Genomic DNA, 16,429 nt, shown 5'->3' on the forward strand with positions numbered 1-16,429 from the left:
ATATGAATACTAAATTCGCAAAAAAGTTAAGTAAAAAGGGAATAAGTGCTGCCATATTAGCAGCAGGAATCATGGGTATTTCAATGGCACCTAATGCATATGCCCATGGATTTGTTGAAAAACCAGCTAGCCGAGCTGCTTTATGTAGTCAAAATTATGGAGCACTTAATTTAATGTGCGGAAACATAATGTATGAGCCACAGAGTTTAGAGGCACCTAAGGGATTTCCACAAAGTGGGCCGGCTGATGGAAAAATCGCATCTGCTGGAGGTCTATTTGGTGGCATACTCGATCAACAAACCGCTGATCGTTGGTTTAAAAACACGATTACAGGAGGTTCAAATACCTTTACATGGAAGTATACAGCTCCACATTTAACAAGCAAATGGCACTATTATATTACTAAAAAGGGATGGAATCCAAATAAACCATTAAACCGTGCTGACCTTGAGCTAATTGAAACTGTAGAACATAATGGTTCTGCTGCATCGAATAATTTAACTCATACAATTAACGTGCCAACTGATCGTAGTGGTTACCACATTATTCTAGCTGTTTGGGATGTAGCTGATACTTCAAATGCATTCTATAATGTAATCGACGTTAATTTAGTGAATAATGGAAATGTAGATATAGAAGCTCCAACTCAGCCAAATGGATTACATACTACGAAAGTTACTTCAAACAGTGCCGAGCTAAAATGGAGTCCTTCTACAGACAATGTGAGTGTAAAAGAATATCAGATATTACGTGATAATAAAGTAGTTGGAGTGGTACCAGGAACAACATTCACAGATAAAAATTTAAAACCGACTACCAAGTATACATATACGGTAAAGGCAGTGGATGCAGCTGGGAATGTTTCTAATGAAAGTGAATCGATAGTTGTAGAGACAATGCATACAGCTCCAGATACAGAAGCACCAACGCAACCGACTGCACTTCACACAATGGGCGTAACATCTTCAAGTGCAGACTTAATGTGGAGTGCATCAGAGGATAATGTAGCAGTTGACCATTATGTTATATATCAAGGAACACAAGCAGATCAAATGTCTGTTGTTGGAACATCAAAAACTACATCATTTATGAACATGAATCTCCAATCCAATACAACATATATGTATGCAGTAACTGCAGTGGATGCGGCTGGAAATGAATCAATTAAAAGTTCCATTTTAACTGTGACTACAAAAGATCTAGGGGCTTCTTATGAGCAATGGAGTCCATTTAAGGCGTACACAAAAGGAGATAAGGTTGAGTACCAAGGAAAGATTTATGTAGCCGTTCAAAGCTATCAAGGATACGGAGATCCAAATTGGATAAACGCATTGTCTTTATGGAAAGAAAATGAGTAAAGTCCTAGTATGAGATTGCAGTGATTGAAAAGATCCTTTTAAATCAACAATAGTTTTATTTCTATAGATAATAGCTATAAATTCATTTTAGAAGTTAAATAAATTCATACAAAGGCCATCGAGAAGTTGATCTCGATGGCTTTTGTCATTTTTCTTCCTCTTTAATTTCCAACATTTAGTAAAACATTAACGTATCCAACCCCTGCACGGAGTGGAAGCGGTTAGGCGCTCGCCCACAGGAAAGCAAGTAGCCCATGCATGTGTATATACTAATTATATCGCTTGCATTATTGATTCTGCTTCCACAAGTTACAATTAACAAAAGTAAAAAAGACACATTATAAGGAATTGAAAACCTTTTTTACCCATTCAAGAAACTCTCTCATATAGTGTTCCTGCTTAAAGCCATGATTCTGACCTTCTACTACAATTTCAGTAATATCCGCATCTGCTACTCGTGCAGATTGAATATATTCTTGTGGCCCTTTTACCCCAACAGCTAAATCATTCGTCCCATAAGCAATAAACTGAGGTATATTTGCTGTGCTAAAATGTTTAGATAAATCTGTCTGATTCAAAAGCTCTTCACGCACTTCTGGACTTCTTACATCTTCATCTTTAAAAGAAGCAAAGAGCATAGGCACATTATAGCGATAGGTCAATGCTGGATAAATCATAGCTGCAGAGACTACTTTATCATCGACTGCATCGATGTCATCAAGCTGATAACTATTAGGAAACAGATTTTTCCCCTGAATGAGATTAATAAAGCTACCGGTTTGAAAACCACCCGCGCTAAAACCGATTAATCCAATTTTATCTGGATGAATACCATAATCATTTGCATGATAACGTAGATAACGGACAGCCCGCTGAACATCCAATTGGGGAATAGGCCATTCATATGGGTTAGAACGATAGTGTAGAACGAATGCATTGATACCTGCCTTATTTAATGATTCAGCTACTTCTTTTCCTTCAGCAGTTCCACCATCCATTTCCTTAAAGCCATAGCCACCTCCTGGAATAATAATGATGGCACTGTCACTGTTTGACCTCGTATAAGGAATCAGATATGGTTCATCTTCATAGGTAGATTTTTCATAGCCTCCTACAATTTCATGGACATATGTAAAGGTATCAATTGCAGCTTCATTGTCTTTATATTCTTCTCCCACAATACTAGTAGAAAATTTGAATGTCGCTAAGAGTCTGTTAGGATTACCCTTAATATTCATATCGTCTAGCTTACTTCCAGAATGATTTCCTGCAACTTCTTCTCCCCAAATTTCAACCTTGTGCTCAATATCCGCAACTGGCTTGCCTAGTTTATTCCCAAATGGATTAATCTCAAGAATAGCGTATCCACCCCCTATAAACAAAGCGAAAATAGCTAGAATTATTCCCACTATCTTGGCTATTTTCTTCATTATGTTCATAATATATAACCTCCTTTAAACCTATTCATGACAGTATTAAATAGTATATTAGCAGCCATTCCTACTTGTTTCTTAGTTGAGTATAATTCTAGTCGCTTTATGACCGATTTCACAAGAGACATACCAAAAGTGTCTTTCTCCATGAACGATCCCTGCTTCTGCCCTCAAACCAATATAAACTCCATATTCTAATAATTAAATTTGCTCATTATACCTTAAAATATAAAAAAGAACCTTCTATCATCTTTTATGATTCGAAGGTTCGTACTTCATCAATTTTTTGTAGTTTCCAATGTAACCCATACAATTTCCTCCATTCGAATGAAGAAAGGGGTACGATTCATCTCAAGGATCATATGGTCAGGTAGTATGGATAATAAAATACCTTTTTGCATCGTTTTTTCTGTTTGCACCACTACTGCCTGGCCAATCATCATGTTAAGTGTTTCGTATAAATATGGATTAGATCTACTCCCTATCTGCGTCAAGTTTAAGACACTCCTTCCTATAAAACTAACCATACTCATTAGTATATGAAGGATTTATAGGAAATGTTCCATTATTTTGATTCTAGAAGTATTGTTACTGGACCATCGTTGATTAGTGCAACATCCATCATTGCACCAAAAATACCTGTTTCCACATGTAAGCCGAGCTCACGCAATGCTTGATTAAAAGCTTCCCACAGCGGTTCGGCTACTTCTGGTCTAGCTGCACTGATGAAACTAGGACGATTTCCCTTTTTTGCATCCCCATACAATGTAAATTGTGAGACGGATAAAATTGCGCCTCCATGCTCTAGGATCGAATGATTCATTTTTCCTTCCGCATCTTCCCAAAGGCGTAAATTAGCTACTTTTTTCGCTAAATAAGCGACATCCTCATGTGTATCCTCATGTGTAATACCTACTAGAAGAACATAGCCATTATCAATCGCTCCTGTGACAGTTCCGTCAACCGTTACAGAAGCAGCTTTACTGCGCTGTAATACTACTTTCATGCATTAAAACCCCAATTCTATGTTGTTGCCAATCATTAATTGATGACACGCTGCACCGAATAAATATCAGGTGTTTGTTTAATCCGCTCAACAACCTTATGCAAATGTGAAATGTTTGAAATGGAAATCGTTAAATGAATTGTTGCCATTTTATCACGATCAGCACGACCACTGACTGCTAAAATATTTGTTTTTGTTTCACTAACAATTTGCATAATTTCATTTAAAATACCAGGTCGATCAAAGGCTGACACTTCGATATCCACTGGATATTCTTTTTTCTCAGGGATGATTCCATGCTCCCATTCCACTTCAATTAAACGTTCTTGCTCATCCTCAATTTGAATATTTGGACAGTCTGCACGGTGTACAGAAACACCTCTACCTTTTGTAATAAAGCCTACAATCTCATCACCAGGTACAGGCGTACAACAACGAGAAAGTCGAATAAGCATATTATCAATGCCCTTGACGATGACACCCGATTCCGTTCGTTTTTGCGGAATTGGATTTTTCATTTTTTGTTCGATTTTCTCTAAAGCTTCTTCCTGCTCACGCTCTTTACGACGTTTTTCCGCTAAACGATTAACCACTTGCTGTGCAGTAATGCCATTCACCCCTACTGCTGCATACAAGTCCTCCTCATTCGTATAGTTGAATTTATCACATACACGTTTGAGGTTTTCTGATGACATCGTTTCCTTTAAATCGAAATCCTGAGCACGAATTTCCTTTTCAATCATTTCTTTCCCTTTGATGATATTCTCTTCACGTAAATGTCGTTTAAAGAATTGCTTAATCTTATTTTTCGCCTGTGAGGATTGTGCTATTTTTAGCCAATCGCGGCTCGGACCAAAGGATTGCTTAGATGTTAAAATTTCAATGATATCGCCGGTTTTCAGTGGTGTATCAAGCGGCACCATTTTCCCATTGACTTTTGCCCCAATCGTACGATTTCCGACCTCTGAATGGACACGATAGGCAAAATCGATGGGCACAGAACCCGCCGGCAATTCGATGACATCGCCTTCAGGTGTAAATACGTAGACCATATCAGAAAATAAATCGAATTTTAAGGATTCCATAAATTCTTCTGCATTAGAAGATTCATTTTGAAATTCTAAAATCTCACGGAACCATGTTAATTTTTGATCGACATTTTGCTTTTGATGATCAACATTTTTGCCCTCTTTATACGCCCAGTGTGCCGCAATCCCGTACTCTGCAATTTTGTGCATTTCCTTCGTACGAATCTGAACCTCTAATGGATCACCATAGGGTCCAATAACGGTCGTGTGTAAGGACTGATACAGGTTTTGTTTTGGCATGGCAATATAGTCTTTAAAGCGCCCTGGCATCGGTTTCCAGAGTGTATGCACAATCCCTAAAACCGCATAGCAATCTTTAATACTATCGACAAGTACACGTATGGCTAATAAATCATAAATTTCATTAAATTGTTTCTTTTGGAGCACCATTTTTCGATAAATACTGTAAATATGCTTTGGACGACCATAGATATCTGCTTCAATTTCAACCTCATTAAGCTGTGACTTCATCTCAGCCATGACATTCTCTAAATAAGCCTCACGCTCATCACGCTTTTTCTTCATCAAACTGACAATACGATAATATTGTTGTGGGTTTAAATAGCGAAGTGCTGTATCTTCAAGCTCCCATTTTACAGTCGAGATTCCCAGACGATGTGCAAGTGGTGCAAAAATTTCTAGCGTCTCTTTCGATATACGTCGCTGCTTTTCAGCAGGTAAATGCTTTAACGTACGCATATTATGGAGACGGTCTGCTAGCTTAATTAAGATGACACGAATATCCTGTGCCATAGCTACAAACATTTTTCGATGATTCTCTGCTTGCTGCGCCTCTTTTGATAAATATTTAATTTTCCCTAGCTTTGTCACACCATCAACAAGCACGGCTACTTCTTCGCCAAATTCCCGTACCAAATCATCCCGCGTAAAATCCGTATCTTCGACAACATCATGTAAAAAACCTGCCGCTACTGTTTCCGGGTCCATTTGTAATTCAGCTAGAATACCTGCCACTTGTACTGGGTGAATGATATAAGGTTCACCAGAGCTACGGAATTGCTCAATATGGGCATCCCTTGCTAATTCATATGCTTTTTTCACGAATGTGACATTTTCATCATTCATGTAGGATTTGACTAACTCAAAAACGTCCTCAGGAGTCAAAATTTGCTCTTTCGCCATAACATGTCCACCTTGCTCGTCAAATTTTTCAGATTAGATATAAACTTAATTGTATAAAATTTTGTAGCCTATTGTAAAGAGACTGTGTCATTTAGTTTAGTTAATCTCGTGAACAGTTCGAAAAATGGAAAAAATATTCTTCTTTTTAATGAAAAAGACCCTTTGCGACAGGATGTCACAAAGGGTTCTTGTTTCGACAAATGATTAGTGTAATTGATTGTAGGCAACAGCAATTTTTGCGCCAACGACTGCATTGTTTTTCACTAATGCAATGTTCGCATCAAGACTTTTACCTTCTGTTAATTCTTTTACTTTACCAAGTAAGAATGGTGTAACGTTTTTACCTTGAATACCATTCTCTTCAGCTTCAGCTAAAGCTTTTTCAATAATGTTTGTAATAAATGCATGATCTAATGCTTCAGCTTCTGGAATTGGGTTGGCAATGACAGCGCCACCTTTTAACCCTAATTGCCATTTCGCAGATAGCATTGCTGCAATCTCCTCTGGTGTATCAAGCTGGAAGTTGACATCGAAACCACTTTGACGTGTGTAGAATGCTGGTAATTCATCTGTACCATAACCAACTACTGGTACCCCTTTTGTTTCAAGGTATTCTAATGTAAGACCAATATCTAGAATAGATTTTGCACCCGCGCAAATAACAGCCACATTAGTTTGTGCTAATTCTTCTAAGTCAGCAGAGACATCCATTGTTGTTTCAGCACCACGGTGTACACCACCAATACCACCTGTTACAAAGATTTCAATGTCTGCAAGTTCAGCACAGATCATTGTAGCTGCAACTGTTGTCGCACCTAATTTTTTTGTTGCAAGTAAGTAGCCTAAGTCACGACGTGAAGCTTTTGCAACGCCTTGTGAATTTCCAAACATCTCTAGCTCTTCATCTGATAAACCGATTTTGATTTTGCCATCTATTAAGGCAATGGTTGCAGGTACTGCACCATTATCGCGAATAATTTGCTCAACTTCACGCGCAGTTTTCACATTTTGTGGATATGGCATACCGTGTGAAATGATTGTAGATTCTAATGCCACGATTGGTAGACCTTCTGCTTGTCCTGCTTTTACTTCTTCTGATAATACGATGAATTCTTTCATGTTGTTATTCCTCCATTTCATTTTTTAACAAATCTACTGATAATTCAGGTCTTACTGTATAAGGAGATGCCAATGTATTTTTAGCATTTGTTAACCCTGCATCAATACATGTCTCAAAAGATTGACCTGTCAACCAACTGTGTATCACAGCGCTGACAAACGCATCTCCTGCTCCTGTAACATCTTCAATTTTGTTGATCACTTTCGCAGCGAAATGACGAGGTGTGATCGTCGTAGATGCTGCATAAACACCCTTGCTACCAGCTGTGATAATGACATGTTCAGCACCTAGTTGTAAGAGCTGTTGTAATGCTTTTTCATAATGGGTAGCGCTTTCAATTTTATGTCCAACAATTGTTTCTGCTTCATCCGTGTTACAAATAAACCAAGTTACACCTTGTAATGTTTCAGGTAGTCGATTCATTTTTGGCGAAGATACTGGCACAATGACTAATGGAATGGCACGAGCAATGGCTACTTGCTGGATATACGCCACTGTTTCTTTCGGGCAATTTAAATCCAAAATAAAGCAACCAGCATTCACTAGCATTGTTTCATGCTTTTTCAACAAACTCGGTAACAGCAGGTCATAAACCTCCATATTGGCTACAGCTAATGCTAGCTCACCTTGTTCATCCATAATAGCTGTATAGGAACCCGTAGAAGCCTCAGCTAGCTGCTCCACATAACGTAGATTCATAAAGGATTCCGAAGCTTCTTGGATCACTTGCCAATCAGCATCTTTACCAGCCGTTGTTAATAACGTCACTTGATGGTTTAATCTGCCTAAGTTTTCAGCAATATTTCGACCAACTCCACCTACACTAAAAGAAGAGCTGGCAGGGTTAGATGTTCCAAATTGAACATTGCCCTTCACATGGAATTTTCGGTCTAAATTAGCTCCCCCGATGCAAATAATTTCATTTTCCTCGGGTAAAATATAAGCACGACCTACAATTTTTCCTTGCTTTGTTAAACTAGACACTAAATTAGCAAGCACGGGACGGGACAGATTCATTGTATCTGCCATCTCTTGCTGAGACATAAACGGGTTTTGGCGAATTAAAGCAAGCACCGCCTGTTCTCTTTCATTCATAGCATCACCTTTTATTATATTTGTTTATATTGTAAACTTTTGTTTGTTAAATGTCAAACTAATATTGATAAAAAAAGTTGAACCTCTTTCTGTCGAGGTTCAACTTTTTTAGTCGACTGTTTATCCTTGCTGAGGCGTTTGTTTTTTTACAATGATAACGAATAAGCTTGCCAATGCACAGAATAGGCCAGCAAGGAAAAAAGCCCATGTGTAGGAATTGAAAAATTTATAAATTAACCCACCCCCATACGCAGCAACTGCCGCTCCTGCCTGATGTGAGGCGAATATCCATCCGTAAATAATGCTGCTTTTTTGCATCCCAAAAATTTGTCGTGTAATGCTGATAGTTGGTGGTACTGTGGCAATCCAATCGAGTCCATAAAAGATGCTGAAAATCGTCAATAAAACAAAGGAGCCTTGAGCGAGTGCATAAGGGAGTAGCAAGAGAGAAGCTCCCCTTAACAAGTAATACCAAAATAATAGCCAACGATTATCAAAGCGATCCGATAGCCAGCCAGAGACAGTCGTGCCTAATAAGTTAAACACCCCCATAAAAGAAAGAAGAGATGCAGCGGTTACTAGCGGAACGCCAAAGCTAATACAATATGACACAAAGTGAGTTCCGATTAATCCACTTGTCGAAAGACCACAAATGAAAAAGCTGCCTGCTAAGAGCCAAAATGCTTTGACTTTAACTGCCTCTGCTAAACCAAGAAATGCCATACTAATTGGATTCTTCTTGGGCTGTACTTGCGGCTCTTCTATAATCTCATCATGACCGTAAGGGGTTAGACCAATATCTTGCGGCTTGTTTTTAATAAACATAGCAATCATGACGAACATCATGGTACTCAGGAGTAGGATTAATCCCATTGCCCATCGCCAAGAATAATGTTCAATAATAATGGCTAGCACTGGCAGTAAAATTAATTGACCTGTGGCTGTACTAGCCGTTAAAATCCCAACTGCCAGCCCTCTGCGTTTAACAAACCAATGATTCGCTACATAGGGACTGAGCACCGTTAAAAAAAGGCTCGCACCAAGCCCAATGATACCTCCCCAAATAATGATTAACTGCCAGGATTGGCTCATCCAAAAGGTTAAGGTCATTCCTACTATTAAAGTAGACATGGCACTAAGCATCATTTTCTTTAAGCCAATGACTTCAAGCAGCGCCGCCATAAATGGTCCAGATATGCCATATAAAAATAAACTTACAGCAAATGCTAAAGCAATCGTTGAGCGATCCCATTGAAATTCTTTTTCGAGGGGATCCAGGAAAACACCAGACGATGACATTGTAATCCCTGCTACAATAATCGAGAAAAATGTGACAATCAAAATCAACCAGCTATAATGAACTCGCTTCATCCTAACACCTTCTTTTCTTGTGAGATGCATAACAAAACATGTATATACATGTTTTGCGATCTCTTCATTCCATTTATATGTATATACATGTATAATGATAATAATCGTTCCTATAGCTGTCAAGCAGTCTTTTCTAGCTCTTAGGTGTATACTTACAATTAGTAGAATCCCCTCAAAGGAGTACTGACGATGAAGAATCAACTTAAAACAATCGATTATACACAAATCTGTGTTTGTGCAAACCTTAGAAAAAAAACAAGGGTTGTCACACAATTATATGATAAGCTGCTACAGCCCACTGGTTTAAAGGTTACACAATATTCCATGCTGGCCCATATCGATCTTCAGCAAACTGTCTCAATTAGCCGTTTAGGTGAAATTTTACAACTTGATCAAACGACTGTGACCCGTAATATTAATCTATTAAAGCAACATGGCTATGTTGAATTAAAGCGAGACACAAGCGATGCGCGCACTAAAAAGATTACGCTCACTGAAAAAGGATTAGAAAAGCTGCATGAAGCCGCACCCATTTGGCAAACGATTCAAGATAGAATCATCGAAGATATAGGGGTTGAAAAATATGCAGATTTCTATGATACCTTGCGCACAATACAAAAGATCATCCAAGCATATGATGAAGATTAAAAAGTACCTACTTTATTGGGCGCTTCAAACTGCAAACAACAGCCATCGAAAAGTTCACCTCGATGGCTGTTGTCATTTTTTCTTCTAATTACTTACCAAATATAGAGTGGCATGATCAATATTTGGGCATCCATAAGCTTAGTAAGTCGTTTCTACTAAAGGGTAAATAGCAGCCTCTAATTTTCGCTCAAATGATATAAATTGATTAACCGTTACCATTTCTAATTGTTCATGTTTATTGATTTAATTTTCCGTCTTCAGCTTTCATCAGCTTAAAAGTTTACGGTTAATCAACACAGTAATAGGGAAGAAGTTCGATGGAGCGGGGAAAGCAACTCGGCCCGTATCGGCTTTACTTTATTTCATTGTAAAAGAAAAAGACTGTAGGCAAACTCGTAATTTCTTGAGTTTGTCTACAATCTGAAGTGCCCACTATGGTAGACGCTTTCTCTTAATATTGAATAAGTGTTTTAATATTTAAATCTCCAAGCTTTGCACGACCATTTAATTCTAAAAGTTCGATTAGGAAGGCACAGCCTACTACCTGACCACCTAATTCTTCTACTAAACGAACAGTTGCTTCAACTGTCCCACCCGTTGCTAGTAAATCATCACAGATTAAAACCTTTTGGCCAGGCTTAATCGCATCATGATGCATTGTTAACGTATCTTGACCATATTCAAGACCATAGTCTGCACTAATAACCTCACGTGGTAATTTACCTGGTTTACGAACAGGTGCAAAGCCAATTTCAAGTGCATAGGCAACTGGGCAACCGATGATAAAACCACGAGCCTCAGGGCCAACTACAATTTCAGCTCCCACTTCTTTTGCATATTCTACAATTTGGTCTGTTGCATATTTGTATGCTGGTCCATTATCCATAATTGTTGTAATATCTCTGAAGCTAATGCCCTCTTTCGGCCAGTTTTCAACTGTTGTAACATATTGCTTTAAATCCATGTTATTGCTCCTCCTACGAAACGCTGTACGTCCGTTTATGTTAATCGTTCATCAAACCATTGTTTTAATTCTATATAAGGAGCATAGACAAGCTTTTGCTCCATTTCAATCTGTTCTGAACGTTGTTTGTAAGACGGTGCCTCTGTTAGTGCTTGTTTTGGGGCATTCACGTTGACAGTCGTCAGTCCACTCTCCATTTTAACAAAACCAAGCTCAAAAAACACCTGTGTCATAAATTTTAATACATCCAATGGCCAACCTGTATGCTTTGCTAAATCTGCTATATGCATATCAAGCGGAAAGGCTGGTCGATTTTTCAAAAATTTATAATACCAAGAAAATTGCTCACGAGTAGGTAAACCACTAAAGTATTGCGAATCAGGCATATAAAAATGCGCATAAATACGTGAAGGTGTCGTCTTCTGTAACACCTCTTCTAGTCTTTGAACTTGTTGTGGCAAATCTAAGAGCACAATATAATCACTTTGTTCCACATTGGATAGTGCTGGGTCAACTACTGTAATAGGAGCACCAATCAATGATTGATAATACGCCATCGTTGCTGGATGAAAGGCAATAAACTGTGCCTCATCCTTCGGTACCGTATTAAGCCAACGCGCAGTTTGACGGATACCACGAATATCAAATAGCTGCCATTCCGTTGTTTGGACATCCTCGATCATAAATTGGGCTTTTTTACGTCCCTGCCATTCATTAATTTGTAAATCGCCTATAAAGGATACTTTAATGCCATACGTTAATTCATCATGTAAATGCCCTTTATTAAAGCCGACACTATCTAATTTATCATAGCCATTTGTTAATTCCATTTTAATATGATTCTCAGCTGCTCCAATTTTACGCATAGATGAGATTTCAACATCCTCAAGTACGTAAACAGGCTTTGGAAAATCTGTTCCAAATGGTCCTAGTGCTGAAATTTCTTCAATAGCATCTGCTGAAATTTCATCGATACTTAACGGAATATCAATATGGACGATCGGTGTTAATTGCTCCTCTGTTAAACATTCTCTTGCCTGTGCATCCAAGCGTGTACGTAGTTCATCCACATGCTCTAACGATAAGGTCATGCCTGCGGCCATAGGATGTCCACCAAAATGCGGTAAAATATCTCGGTTTTTAGCTAGTTCATTATATAGATGGAAGCCTTCAATGCTTCGAGCGGAACCCTTTGCTGTGCCCTTTTCAGGATCAAGTGAAAGGACAATGGTTGGACGATAGTACTGCTCAACAAGTCGTGAGGCAACTATTCCAACAACGCCTGCATTCCAGCCTTCCCCCGCCACAACAAGAACTAAGGAATTGCCGATTTTTTCATCCGATTCAATAAGTGCAATGGCCTCATCTGTAATGCTTTTCACAATATCTTTGCGCTCTGTATTGCAGGCATTAAGCTGCTTTGCCAATGCGCTTGCTTTAGCACTATCATCTGCCATTAATAACTCGACTCCTGGAGCTGCTTCTCCGAGTCGACCAACAGCATTTAATCGAGGACCAAAATAAAAGCCAATTGTCTCTTCCGTAATTTTTGCCTGCTCTGTACTGGCTATATCACACATTGCTTGTACCCATGGACTAAGGGAACGACGCATTTCCTGTATACCTCGCTTCACGAGATAGCGATTTTCATCCACTAAAGGAACTAAATCAGCTACAGTTCCAATCGCCACCAATTCCATTAAATGAATTGGTAGTTCACCATATAAAGCATGTGCTAACTTAAAGGCTACACCTACTCCAGCTAGCTCTCCAAACGGATAATGACCTTCTGGTAATCGAGGATGAAGAATAATATCTGCTGGCGGTAGTTCCTCACCTGGCTCATGGTGATCTGTCACAATGACATCCATGCCAAGCTCTTTAGCCACTCGAACAGGTTCGATACCAGATATCCCGTTATCTACTGTTATGATTAACTGTACACCCTCTTCATATGCTTCACGAAATAATGCCTCATGTGGACCATAACCATGGATAAAACGATTGGGGATTTTAAAGGATACATCCGCTCCAAGATCTAGTAAAACATTTAGCATAACAGTCGTGCTTGTGACACCATATAGTGATAGGTAAGCCTTTGAGGTTATCTCTAGCTTTTCCCCCACTTCACACCGTGCGTGAGACTTTCACCTCACACGGCGTTCCATCGAATAATTTCAAAACTTTGTTAATCTACATAACTTAACAGTATTCACTAAGCGTATGTTTATTTGTCCAATTAAATTGCTAGTTCTTCTAAATTTAGTATTTTGCGTAACGTATTAAGTTTGTTGAGGCTTCCAACATTCGTTATAAGATATTTATATTTCGAGATAATTTCTTCATCTTTCGCATGAATTAAAATATGAATGTCTTTATCAACGAGACAGAGGTTTTTGTATTCGTCAGTACCACCTTGCAATCGTGGTACTTTGTGATGACAGTGAATCGTCATTGGGTTTAGTCCTTGCCCTGTTACATGGCATATACCTCTTTGTGCACAGTATAATGCAATTCGATTGTCGTTATATTCGACACTTCGTTGTGAAATTGGATGTTCCATTAAGAAACGAAGTACGCCAACATCAATAGTAGAGAGGTTTTTATGAATTTCTTCTCTACCTTCTTTTGTATATGCATTTACTACATTTCGTTTCATCATTGGACTTTTGTGTTTAATGTAACCAATAGGTAGAAACGGTTCTCGTGATATAAATCTAAGTTGCTTGCTTTTTCCGTATTCTTTCTTGATGAAATCAGAAGTGATAACACCCGTTTTCTTGATTCGCCGTTTCATTCGATGGTCCTTCAAACATACGTTTATTTCATATGCGATGTTTCCCATATCTTCGGCTATCATAGTTGCTATGCGAAAATACTGATGAAGTCCTATTACAGTTGAGTTATATAATGCTATTTTTCTTGCTTGGTCATTTGAGCCACTATCATATCGAATACCATTAATAATTTCTTTAAGGTTATTCTTCGTACGCTGTACTGCTTTATCACACATATGACTTTTAACTACCCATTTCTGACCTTTTGGAATTAACTTCATTTTGATTCCTAGAAATTCAGAATAGTCCTTTTTAAGATTCACGATTTTTGATTTGTCTTCACTAATTGCTAGACCTAGTCTATCTTTAAGCCATTTTTGAACCGCAATAAATAACTTTTTGGTATGGTTAGGATTACTACAAAAGATTTTGAAGTCATCTGCATAGCGAACAATGTAACATTCTTTCAGTTTAGATGATTTCTTTAACATCCTATATTTATAACTATTGTGAGGATGTCTATTTTCTCCCTTACCACCATATTGCGTATAGTCTTTTAAAGTGGGGAATGTTTCCCATTGGCTTTCAATCCATCGGTCAAGTTCATTAAGCACAATATTAGACAACAATGGAGATAAAATACCTCCTTGTGGTGTACCTTTTTTATTCTCAATAATTTGACCATCTGGCATTTTGACTTTGGCTTTTAGCATTTTTGAAATAATCGTGAGTAAATTTTTGTCTTGTATACCTAGTGTCCACATTTGTTTTAACAACTTTGCATGTGAAACATTATCGAAAAATCCCTTTATATCTATATCAATTACATAAGACATTTTGGAATGTTGCATTAACCGATAACTTTGAGCAATCGCATTTTCTACTGAACGGTTTGGTCTAAATCCGTGACTTCTACCAGAAAATTTTGCTTCTGCTATAGGCTCAAGAACTTGGAAAATACATTGTTGGACTATTCTATCCCAAATTGCAGGAATTCCTAAAGGTCTTACTTTACCATTAGGTTTTGGTATTTCAACTCGTCTAACTGCTTTCGGTTTGTAATCTCTTAATTTATTTCTAACATAACAAACGAATTGTTCTTCGGCTAGCTTCGAAACATGTTCGATTGTCCGACCATCTACGCCAGCCGTTTTACTACCCGTATTTTTCTTAATATTACGATACGCTAACTTAATGTTTTCAGACGAACTGATAATTCTCATTAAGTTTTTAAAATTACTACCGTTTTTACTTTGGTCATATAGCATGTCAAAAGTTGACTGCATACTATAATATTCAGCATTTCTTAACTTGGACTTTTTAACATGTTGTACGATTCGTGAATTTGCCACAGACATCAACCCCTCTCTCAAGTGGTGATTCTATTAGTCATACTCGAATCTGTGATTTGTTATGCATTTATAAGTCTTTGAAATTTCCGACTAGAGCCTATCCCTCCACCGCTTATTATCACGATTTCAAAGGTACTGTGGCTCCACTCTCACGAAAGGTTAATCAGTTTTAATAGGTTGCCCCTTTATATACTGAACTGCTTCATAGGCAGGTTAATACCTCCACATCCTTCGCTTTCCACGTTCCGACTTCTCTATCCATCCATATATCCTTAGGTTTCTCCTATAGTCCTGTATGCTTGAACTTGCCTGTAACAAGCTATGGATTTTCATAACGCACGATTTTTACTCATCCACACATACGATGGCACTGCCACCCATTGCATTTCTACAACATCTACGTCTAGACCTGTACATTCAGAGATTCGTCAGTGCTTGTGCAGCACATTCTAACCATAGATACTTTATGGACTCCCGGCATATAGGATACACCATCTACCTCTAGACAGCTTTCGTGACTTACTGTGAACATTTTTACATTTGTAAGCTGACGGTATCTCTCTGCCGACTTTACCGAGCTTCATACTTCACTAGTTAACCTTAGCTAAAGCATGTCGGAGTATCAGAGTAGGCGTTTCAAGGCGTTACCCTCTCATTCCACCTATCAAGAAATCAGTTCTCCTAGGGAAATTAAGCGACTCCCTAGTGTCTAAGCTTTTCACTTAGAAACGTGTCGCACCGGCATCATAATCGCCATAGACTAAAATCTTCTGCCCATTTTCTAATGCTTGCTCAATTCGTGCTACTGCTTCAGCCATACCGTACATAAGAAATGGGTCATGGACATTTGCTTCAGTCATATTTAATAAGCTTTCTGCTTCAGCCGTAGTTTCACAGCCTCGTGCTGCTAAAATTTTTGCAGCAATCGCGGAAAGTTGTAAGTCATTTTGTAATGCTTGTACAAGTGTGGCATCTGGACGCTCCACCTGCCATCTTTTTTTCGATAGAATCATCTTCTCACTTCCTTACGAAAGCTATTATACCGAAATTCTATTGGATACGCACTATCCGTTA

12 protein-coding genes and 1 pseudogene are annotated in these 16,429 nt (G+C 38.3%); 2 read left to right on the top strand and 11 right to left on the bottom strand.

Features of this window, described 5'->3' with window-relative positions; genetic code table 11:
- Positions 1-2 precede the first annotated feature (2 nt).
- Complete coding sequence (locus tag NV349_RS15645; protein ID WP_271910503.1) at positions 3-1,358, top strand: lytic polysaccharide monooxygenase; 1,356 nt, start codon at positions 3-5, stop codon at positions 1,356-1,358.
- A gap of 338 nt (positions 1,359-1,696) precedes the next feature.
- On the opposite strand, the gene NV349_RS15650 is transcribed toward NV349_RS15645, so the two are convergent.
- The 7 genes from NV349_RS15650 to NV349_RS15680 all read right to left on the bottom strand — a co-directional run bounded on the left by NV349_RS15650 (position 1,697) and on the right by NV349_RS15680 (position 9,614).
- On the bottom strand, positions 1,697-2,797 hold the full coding sequence (locus NV349_RS15650; RefSeq protein WP_271910505.1) for an alpha/beta hydrolase: 1,101 nt from the start codon (positions 2,795-2,797) through the stop codon (positions 1,697-1,699).
- 272 nt (positions 2,798-3,069) lie between these two features.
- Complete coding sequence (locus NV349_RS15655) at positions 3,070-3,285, bottom strand: DUF2642 domain-containing protein (RefSeq protein ID WP_036124402.1); 216 nt, start codon at positions 3,283-3,285, stop codon at positions 3,070-3,072.
- A gap of 71 nt (positions 3,286-3,356) precedes the next feature.
- Positions 3,357-3,797: a D-aminoacyl-tRNA deacylase gene (dtd, locus tag NV349_RS15660; RefSeq protein ID WP_036124403.1), complete on the bottom strand. Its 441-nt coding sequence runs from the start codon at positions 3,795-3,797 to the stop codon at positions 3,357-3,359.
- Between the two features lie 35 nt (positions 3,798-3,832).
- Positions 3,833-6,028: a RelA/SpoT family protein gene (locus NV349_RS15665; protein ID WP_036124404.1), complete on the bottom strand. Its 2,196-nt coding sequence runs from the start codon at positions 6,026-6,028 to the stop codon at positions 3,833-3,835.
- A gap of 204 nt (positions 6,029-6,232) precedes the next feature.
- Positions 6,233-7,147 carry a pseudouridine-5'-phosphate glycosidase gene (locus NV349_RS15670; protein ID WP_271910506.1) on the bottom strand — a complete coding sequence of 305 codons (915 nt, stop codon included), beginning with the start codon at positions 7,145-7,147 and terminating at the stop codon, positions 6,233-6,235.
- 4 nt (positions 7,148-7,151) lie between these two features.
- On the bottom strand, positions 7,152-8,243 hold the full coding sequence (locus NV349_RS15675; RefSeq protein ID WP_058845310.1) for a carbohydrate kinase: 1,092 nt from the start codon (positions 8,241-8,243) through the stop codon (positions 7,152-7,154).
- Between the two features lie 120 nt (positions 8,244-8,363).
- Positions 8,364-9,614: an MFS transporter gene (locus NV349_RS15680; protein WP_271910509.1), complete on the bottom strand. Its 1,251-nt coding sequence runs from the start codon at positions 9,612-9,614 to the stop codon at positions 8,364-8,366.
- Positions 9,615-9,803: 189 nt separating this feature from the next.
- On the opposite strand from NV349_RS15680, the gene NV349_RS15685 reads away from it, so the two are divergent.
- Positions 9,804-10,262 (top strand): MarR family winged helix-turn-helix transcriptional regulator, encoded by a 459-nt coding sequence (locus NV349_RS15685; RefSeq protein WP_271910511.1) that lies wholly within the window; start codon positions 9,804-9,806, stop codon positions 10,260-10,262.
- 451 nt (positions 10,263-10,713) lie between these two features.
- On the opposite strand, the gene NV349_RS15690 is transcribed toward NV349_RS15685, so the two are convergent.
- The 4 genes and pseudogenes from NV349_RS15690 to NV349_RS15705 all read right to left on the bottom strand — a co-directional run bounded on the left by NV349_RS15690 (position 10,714) and on the right by NV349_RS15705 (position 16,368).
- On the bottom strand, positions 10,714-11,226 hold the full coding sequence (locus NV349_RS15690) for an adenine phosphoribosyltransferase (protein ID WP_036124410.1): 513 nt from the start codon (positions 11,224-11,226) through the stop codon (positions 10,714-10,716).
- 35 nt (positions 11,227-11,261) lie between these two features.
- Positions 11,262-13,304 (bottom strand): annotated as a pseudogene (gene recJ, locus NV349_RS15695) (single-stranded-DNA-specific exonuclease RecJ); the annotation flags it as partial.
- Between the two features lie 161 nt (positions 13,305-13,465).
- Complete coding sequence (ltrA, locus tag NV349_RS15700; RefSeq protein WP_271910515.1) at positions 13,466-15,355, bottom strand: group II intron reverse transcriptase/maturase; 1,890 nt, start codon at positions 15,353-15,355, stop codon at positions 13,466-13,468.
- 722 nt (positions 15,356-16,077) lie between these two features.
- Complete coding sequence (locus tag NV349_RS15705) at positions 16,078-16,368, bottom strand: single-stranded DNA-binding protein (protein WP_271910516.1); 291 nt, start codon at positions 16,366-16,368, stop codon at positions 16,078-16,080.
- Between the last annotated feature and the right edge of the window lie 61 nt (positions 16,369-16,429).

The sequence above is a fragment of the Lysinibacillus sp. OF-1 genome (assembly GCF_028356935.1).
GTDB classification, from domain to species: domain Bacteria; phylum Bacillota; class Bacilli; order Bacillales_A; family Planococcaceae; genus Lysinibacillus; species Lysinibacillus fusiformis_D.

Bases quoted from the DNA above. Each gene is read 5' to 3' on its own strand.
- NV349_RS15665 (WP_036124404.1), bottom strand. From the start codon at position 6,028: ATGGCGAAAGAGCAAATTTTGACTCCTGAGGACGTTTTTGAGTTAGTC.
- NV349_RS15680 (WP_271910509.1), bottom strand. From the start codon at position 9,614: ATGAAGCGAGTTCATTATAGCTGGTTGATTTTGATTGTCACATTTTTC.
- NV349_RS15645 (WP_271910503.1), top strand. From the start codon at position 3: ATGAATACTAAATTCGCAAAAAAGTTAAGTAAAAAGGGAATAAGTGCT.
- NV349_RS15670 (WP_271910506.1), bottom strand. From the start codon at position 7,147: ATGAAAGAATTCATCGTATTATCAGAAGAAGTAAAAGCAGGACAAGCA.
- NV349_RS15690 (WP_036124410.1), bottom strand. From the start codon at position 11,226: ATGGATTTAAAGCAATATGTTACAACAGTTGAAAACTGGCCGAAAGAG.
- NV349_RS15650 (WP_271910505.1), bottom strand. From the start codon at position 2,797: ATGAACATAATGAAGAAAATAGCCAAGATAGTGGGAATAATTCTAGCT.
- NV349_RS15675 (WP_058845310.1), bottom strand. From the start codon at position 8,243: ATGAATGAAAGAGAACAGGCGGTGCTTGCTTTAATTCGCCAAAACCCG.
- NV349_RS15685 (WP_271910511.1), top strand. From the start codon at position 9,804: ATGAAGAATCAACTTAAAACAATCGATTATACACAAATCTGTGTTTGT.
- dtd (WP_036124403.1), bottom strand. From the start codon at position 3,797: ATGAAAGTAGTATTACAGCGCAGTAAAGCTGCTTCTGTAACGGTTGAC.
- NV349_RS15705 (WP_271910516.1), bottom strand. From the start codon at position 16,368: ATGATTCTATCGAAAAAAAGATGGCAGGTGGAGCGTCCAGATGCCACA.